The following is a 7,556-nucleotide window of genomic DNA, read 5'->3' as shown; positions in this document are numbered from 1 at the left end:
AAGCCGCCGCCCCTGTCCAGGGAGGAACGGGACAAGCTCGCGGTGAGCTGGCGCCAGCGAATGGCAGGGGCCGCCCAGCAGGCGATGCAGGCGGGCAAGATGGGTGGCGCTCTGGCGCGCATGATTGATCATCTGCTGCAGCCGCAGTTGCCATGGCGGATGCTGCTGGCCAAGTACATGAATGTCACTGCCCGTGACGACTACAATTATTCGCGTCCCTCCCGTCGTGAAGGGAGCGCGATTTTCCCCAGTCTGCGTAGCCACGAAGTCTCGGTAGTCGTGGCGCTCGACACCAGTGGTTCGGTAAGCGATGACGAGATGCGCCAGTTTCTCTCCGAGGTCAATGCCATCAAGGGGCAGGTCAGGGCGAAGATCACCCTGATGGCGTGCGACACCGAGATGGCCGAGGGCGGACCCTGGCACTATGAGCCGTGGGATGAGTTCCAGTTGCCCCGGGAGTTCAAGGGCGGAGGTGGAACCGACTTCCGGCCTGTATTCGAGGCCGTCGACCGTTCGGTTATGCCGCCGGACCTGCTGATCTATTTCACCGACGCCCAAGGCGAATTCCCTGAACGGGAGCCGACTTTCCCCGTCGTCTGGCTGGTCAAGGGCAAGGGCCGGGTGCCGTGGGGCCAGCGGATCCAGTTAAATTGAGCGGGCTATTCACCGCCGAGTACGTTATCCCCGAAAAAGCAGAGGGATTTTTTTCACGTGGGGCACGGGAAACACGGGGTGAGTGGGCTGTAAAGGTGAACGGGTTATCTCCGGAGAGGCTACTGTAGGAGCCGCGGAAGCCGCGAGCCGAACCGTTATCGCGACTCCCCTCGCTCCTACAGGAAACGTAGTTTTCTCGGGGGAAAGGCACTCCGAGCACTTGGGTCCCCAGTGGTTGATTCCTCTGTGTTCTCCGTGGTTTAAAAATCCCTTTGTGTCCTCTGTGGTTTACCCTTACAAAAGCCGAATTTTCTCAGGAGCCGGGTCTTGAAAAGCAGTCGAAGACAAAACGTCGAACTCTCCAGCGAGGACGCACTGCGTCTCAATGTTCTGATCGCCAATGCCGAGGCGGTGCGGATCGATGAAGGCGGGATGACGGTTTATGGACTGAACGGTGAGCAGGAGATGAAGGTGCCGCTCAATCCCACCTGCCGCTCGGATAGATATCTGACCTGTGTGCGCGAGACATTGGCGGCGGTGGTGTTGGACTCGCCGGGCGGGTACCCGGTATTTCTGCGCCGCTGGACACGGATGGGACAGGTCGACAATGAACAGCTGGACCGCCTGCTCAAGATTGGTGAACCGGAGGCGGTGATGGCGGTGGTCTGCTCGCCGGGCCTCGATAACGAGTTGGCGCGCCGCGCCTGGTGGGTGGCTCCCCACTCGGAGCACGCCCGCCGGATGCTGGAGCGCCCGCAAATCGTCCGCAGCGAGATGGGCCGCATCCTGGCCGAGCATCTGGTCGAGCACCTGCCGTTCGAGACCGAGCACCGTGACATGCTGGACACCGTGCGCCTGGTGCTTCAGCCCGATCTGCTGAGCGAGGAGCGGCGCCTTCGGCTCTGGGAGGCCGGTCGTTCCAAAAAGACCTATCGCGTGGGCTTTCTCGAGGCTGTTCCGGATGACCTGCCGGAGCCTATGGGAGCACGCCACGATCTAGCAGCGGCACAGACGGCGCTGGGGCCTCTGGCCGAAGCCGGTAATCCCTACGCGATCCTGCTTCTGAAACTGCTGGACAGCTCCGGACAGACCTTCCTGGCAGTCGCCTTGGATGCCCTGCGCCGACCGGCGGATCAGGAGGTGGTCGGGGCCCTGCTCGATGCCATCGGCCGGTATCTGGCAGCGGCCAGACGCAACCCGGAGCAGTTGCGCGAAATCGAGGCGGTTCAGGAGCAGGCGGAGTCGATGCTCCGTGAACCGGATGAGGCGCTGGCGGCCATCTTGGCGGCAGTTCCCGAACTACAGGCGGAACTCCGTGCCATGCTCGAACTGGCACACATCGATGAAGGGGTTGTGATTCCGGTGTTTGCCCTGAGTGATGCCATCGGAACCGTGATGCGCAAGAAGATCGAGCCGGTGACCACGCCCGTCAATCGGATGTTGTCCGCATTACGCGGGTATAGACCTGACTCCTGATTCACCGCAGAGGCGCAGAGTACGCAGAGGGCTGGAATTGCTCGAGATCGAACGTTGCTGACTCGTCCGTGTCCTTGCCTTTTGCTGCAACCATAAGCATCGGTTTCCTCGCGGCAACTGCTCCCTGCTTTGTTCTATCTCTTGCATCCATGCAGTCGTGTATTCTCTGCGTACTCCGCGCCTCTGCGGTGAATAATTAAGGCCAAATCGCGGGAGGTATAAATATCCCGCATCGGCCCATTCAAACGGCTGTTTGGTCCCGAACGCCAAGGCTCGGCATAATTAGCTGTTAATTCGAAGAATTTGCTAAAACAGACAAGGGAGTAACCTACTCATGCGGTTGATCCTTCTCGGTGCCCCGGGGGCAGGTAAGGGGACACAGGCTCAGTTCATTTGTGAAAAATACGATATCCCACAGATCTCTACGGGCGACATGCTGCGTGCGCACGTCAAGGCCGGTACGGAGCTGGGTGTGGCCGCCAAGAAGATCATGGACGAGGGCGGCCTGGTCTCCGACGACATCATCATGGGCATGGTCAAGGAACGGGTCAAAGAGCCCGATTGCGCCAACGGCTACCTGTTTGATGGCTTCCCCCGTACCATTCCTCAGGCTGAAGCCATGAAGGCATCGAACATCGACGTCGACTACGTTGTGGAAATCGATGTCCCTGATGAGGAAATCATCAAGCGCATGAGTGGCCGTCGCGTACACCCCGGTTCGGGCCGCACCTACCACGTGATCTTCAATCCGCCCAAGGAAGAGGGTAAGGACGACGTCACTGGCGAGCCGCTCATCCAGCGCGATGACGACCAGGAAGAGACCGTCCGCAAGCGCCTGGAGGTCTACCATTCCCAGACCAAGCCGCTGGTGGAGTTCTACTCCAGCTGGGCGAAGACGGGCGAAGAGCGCGCTCCGAAATACGTCCAGGTCGCCGGAATCGGCGGCGTCGAGGATATCCGCGACAAGGTCTTCGCGGAACTCGGCTGATCGGTCGACATCGCTTGATGAAAAAACGCGGAGGCTTAACCTCCGCGTTTTTTTTGACCACGGAGAACCGATCTCGTGGCTGAATCCAATCGCGGCGAGGGCGCCCCTCCTACCTGCTGCGGTTTTCTGTGAGCCGATTATCCTCTCTGATGCGGCACTAAACAGCCTGGGGTGAGAATGCTTCAACTCTGTGTTCTCCGTGGTTAACCATGGTTAGTTGGCCCAGAACTTTCCACGTGTCCGTTGTAACCGGGGATTTCCACGCCCCTCTTGAGACCGTATACTCCCCAGCCATGCTGGGAATCCTCGTTACCAATCTGGGTACACCCGATGCGCCAACCCCCGAGGCGCTTCGCCGTTACCTCGCCGAATTCCTTTGGGATCGCCGGGTGGTGGACGTGCCGCGGCCGCTATGGTGGCTGATCCTCAACGGCTTTATCCTGCGTACGCGGCCCAGGCGTTCCGCTGCTCTATATCGGAAAGTGTGGACCGAAGAGGGAGCGCCATTGATGGCTATCAGCCGGCGACAGAGCGACAAGCTACGGATGGAACTGTCAGCGCGCCTGCGCCGGGAAGTGCCCGTGGTTCTGGGCATGCGCTACGGCAACCCGTCGATTGCCAAGGCCCTGGAGGAACTGCACGGGCAGGGGGTGGACCGGCTTTTGGTGTTGCCGCTCTATCCGCAATACTCCGGCTCCACGACCGCCTCGACCCTCGATGCGGTCGCCGCAGCGGTTCGCCGTCAACGGGATGTGCCCGGCCTGCGATTCATCCGGGATTACCACACCGATTCCGGTTATCTGGATGCCATGGCAGCGTCCATTCTCGAGGCAAGAGAGGGGCGACCCGCCGCTCAACGGCTACTTTTTTCGTTCCACGGCACGCCCCTGCGATTTCGCAGCGAAGGCGATCCCTACTATCAGCAGTGCCTGACAACGGCCAGGGGCATCGCTGAAAGGCTGGCGCTCAAGTCAGCGGAGTGGCAGGTGGTCTTCCAGTCCCGTTTCGGTCGTGAAGAGTGGCTGCGGCCGTATGCCGACGAGACACTGGAGCGGCTCGCCGGGGAGGGGATAAAGAGTGTGGATGTGGTGTGCCCGGGTTTCTCGGCGGATTGCCTGGAGACCCTGGAGGAGATTGCCGAGGAGAACCGCCATCTATTCCTGAGTGCGGGTGGCGAGTCCTACCACTATATCCCCGCCCTGAATGACCGAAGCGATCACATCAAGGCCCTGGCAAGCCTGATCGAACGTAACGTCTGCAGCTGGCTCGACTGAAGACGGGTAAGGATAGCTACAGAGCACACACGACTGCATGGATGCAGGAGGTAGACGCATGGAGCAGTTGCCGAGAGTGCACAGAGGTCTTCTTCGCAGCCAACCGTTCATTTCGTGATTCCCGCCTGCACGGGAATAGCCAATAGAGCTGCTCTGTTCCCCTCTGTGGCAAACAAAATAACTATTCAGAGCCTCATCCGCACGGGGAGGGAAGTTCGAATAACTATGAATCTCTCGCAAAGCCGCCAAGCCCGCCAAGAAAGCAGGGATAGATCGGTTTTCTTGGCGGGCTTGGCGGCTTTGCGAGAATAAACCGTTCTGTGTTCTTCCGTGGATTCCGTGGCAAAAGTAAGGAATGGCTGAATAGTTACATTACCCGAAGCAGATCGGTACGATGTCCCGGTAGCGGCTGACGAAGTGGGCGGTAATCCCTTCACGGATATGGTCTGGCAGCTCCTCGAAGTCGCCACGGTTGGGTTCTGGGAGGATGAGCTCCTTGATGCGGGAGCGCTTGGCGGCGATGACCTTTTCCCGGATACCGCCGACCGGAAAGACATTGCCGGTAAGGGTGAGCTCTCCCGTCATGGCGATAGGGCGCTTGACCTTCTGGCCGCGGGCGAGGGAGAGCAGGGCGGTGGCCATGGTGACACCGGCACTGGGACCGTCTTTGGGCGTAGCCCCCTCCGGAACGTGCAGATGAACGAAGGCTTCGTCAAAGAAGGCCTGCCGTCCCTGAAACTCCTCCAGATGCGAGGCGACATAGCTGTAGGCGATCTCGGCGGATTCGCGCATCACTTCCCCGAGTTTGCCGGTCAGTTTGAAGCCCCGGTTCTTGCTGTGCACCAGGGTGGCCTCGATGCTTAATGTGGCACCACCCATGGCTGTCCATGCCAGCCCCGTGACCACACCCAACCCGGTAAGTGGTTTCTCTCTCTGGAAGAGCGGTTTGCCCAGGTACTTGTCGACATCCTTGCCGCTCACCCGGATCGGGCCCTTGTTGCCCTGCACCAGCTGTACGACCGATTTGCGGATGATCGCACCGAGCCTTTTTTCCAGGTTCCTTACCCCGGCCTCGCGGGAATAATCCTCGATGATCCGGCGCAGGGCGGCATCCGAGAGCTTGACCTTGCTCGGTTTGAGCCCCGCTCTCTCCAATTGCCGCGGCCACAGGTGGTGCTTGGCAATGGCCATTTTCTCTTCGGCGATATAACCGGAGAGGCGAATGATCTCCATACGGTCCATCAGCGCCGCCGGGATGGTGTCGAGCTGGTTGGCGGTGCAGATGAACAGCACCTTGGAGAGGTCGAAACCCAGGTCCAGATAGTGGTCGAGGAAGTGGTTGTTCTGTTCCGGGTCGAGCACCTCCAGCAGGGCCGAAGCGGGATCGCCCTGATAGGAAGCGCCGATTTTGTCGATCTCGTCCAGCATGATGACGGGGTTGGCAGTCCCCGCCTCCTTGATAGCCTGGACAAACTTGCCCGGCATGGCTCCGATATAGGTACGGCGGTGGCCCTTGATCTCGGCTTCGTCGCGCATCCCGCCCAGCGAGAAGCGATAGAATTTTCGTCCGAGGGTATTGGCCACGGAGCGGCCGATGGAGGTCTTGCCGACACCGGGAGGCCCGACCAACAGGAGTATCGAGCCGGAGACTTCGCCTTTCAGCGAACCGACCGCGAGGAACTCGATGATGCGATCCTTGACGTCCTCCAGACCATCATGGTCCGCATCGAGAATCCGCCGTGCCCGCTTCAGATCCAGCTTGTCCTCCGAGCAGACGCCCCAGGGCAGGGCGGTGATCCAGTCGAGATAGTTGCGGGTGACCGTATACTCCGGCGAACCCGACTCCAGCACCGAGAGCTTCTGCAGCTCATCCTCCAGGCGTTTGTCGGCATGCTCCGGAAGCTCCAGCTGTTCCGTCCGCCCCTTGAAGCGTTCGATATCTGCGGTGCGATCATCCTTCTCCAGACCCAGTTCCTTCTGGATCTCCTTGAGCTGTTCCCGGAGGAAGAATTTGCGCTGCTGTTCGCTCATCCGCTCCTCGACCCGCTCGCGGATATGGCTCTGGAGCTTGGCGACCTCCAGCTCCTTCTTGAGCAGTACCATCACCTTCTGCATGCGGGGAATGACCCCGAAGGTCTCCAGAACCTCCTGCAGGTCTTCCTTGTCTGCGGTGGTCAGTCCGGCGGCGAAATCCGTCAGTGGTGACGGTTCGTTAGGCCCGAAGCGATTGAGAAAGTACTTGAGTTCCTCACTGTACAGCGGATTGAGCGGAAGCAACTCCTTGATGGTGTTGATGATGGCCATCCCGTAGGCCTTCACCTCGTCGGTTTTGCCGAGTTTCTCTTCCCGTGGATATTCCACCTGGACGACAAACGGGGGTGTTTTGGAGAGCCATTTGACAATGCGGAAGCGACGGGTACCTTCGGCGATAAACTGCAGTTTGCCGTCTGAGCGTGCCGGATGGTGGAGGCGCACCGCACTGCCGACCCGATGGAAATCGTCCGGTTTCATCTTTTCCGGATCGGCGCCCGGTTTAAGCAGGGCAAGAGCGGCCATGTGGTGGGTGGTTTCGCCGATTTTTTCGACGGTTTCCAGCCAAAGCTCCTCCTCCATGAGCACCGGGAAGGTCTGTGCCGGGAAAAAGGGCCGTTCCGAAAGCGGCAACAGGTGGAGCGTATGGGGCAGTACGTTGGCGGAAAGGGCAAGCTCCGAAGAGCTGCCGGCGCCTCCTTCCTCATCAATATATTCGGCATCGAGTGGCTCTTTGTCCGTCATGAAGCGACCTCATTGTTGTCCACTGGCGATTGTAGAACCCGTTCTTAACGGGTGCTTGCTGTACCCACTACATTGTGTCGAAACCAACCGATTGCAACGCTTCCGACGGATGCTTTCAAATAAGCCAAACATAGTTACATAGAGGAAATTCGACACCGGGAGGGGGATGCGGAGTCGATGAGAAAAGGCGCCCCCAGCTGCAGGACAGCCACTCCTGAAGAACGTGCCCTCGCTACTGACCGCTGTCATTACGAGCCCCAGCGACGAAGTAATCTCCTACTCCCAACCCCGAGATTGCCGCGTCGCCTGGGGCTCCTCCTGATGAATTTGCTCCCGCTGTCATTACGAGGAGCCCCGGCGACGAAGTAATCTCCTGCTCCCAAAACCCC

Annotated in this window: 4 protein-coding genes and 1 pseudogene; 4 read left to right on the top strand and 1 reads right to left on the bottom strand. The window is 59.6% G+C overall.

All coding sequences use genetic code 11. The annotated features are described in order from the left end of the window. The 4 genes and pseudogenes from Q7L05_RS16390 to hemH all read left to right on the top strand — a co-directional run. On the top strand, positions 1-654 hold a 654-nt coding region (locus Q7L05_RS16390; RefSeq protein WP_303909225.1), incomplete at its 5' end, for a vWA domain-containing protein. Positions 655-981: 327 nt separating this feature from the next. Further along, on the top strand, positions 982-2,130 hold the full coding sequence (locus Q7L05_RS16385) for a sulfur reduction protein DsrS (protein WP_303909223.1): 1,149 nt from the start codon (positions 982-984) through the stop codon (positions 2,128-2,130). A 334-nt stretch (positions 2,131-2,464) separates the two neighbouring features. Next, complete coding sequence (gene adk / locus Q7L05_RS16380; protein WP_303909221.1) at positions 2,465-3,118, top strand: adenylate kinase; 654 nt, start codon at positions 2,465-2,467, stop codon at positions 3,116-3,118. Between the two features lie 293 nt (positions 3,119-3,411). Beyond that, positions 3,412-4,383, top strand: a pseudogene (hemH, locus tag Q7L05_RS16375) (ferrochelatase); the annotation flags it as partial. A 381-nt stretch (positions 4,384-4,764) separates the two neighbouring features. On the opposite strand, the gene lon reads toward hemH, so the two are convergent. Next, positions 4,765-7,167 carry an endopeptidase La gene (lon, locus tag Q7L05_RS16370; RefSeq protein WP_303909219.1) on the bottom strand — a complete coding sequence of 801 codons (2,403 nt, stop codon included), beginning with the start codon at positions 7,165-7,167 and terminating at the stop codon, positions 4,765-4,767. Positions 7,168-7,556 lie beyond the last annotated feature (389 nt).

The sequence above is a fragment of the Thiohalomonas denitrificans genome (assembly GCF_016841685.1).
Classification (GTDB): Bacteria; Pseudomonadota; Gammaproteobacteria; order Thiohalomonadales; family Thiohalomonadaceae; genus Thiohalomonas; species Thiohalomonas denitrificans_A.
This window is presented reverse-complemented; position numbering and strand designations above follow the sequence as displayed.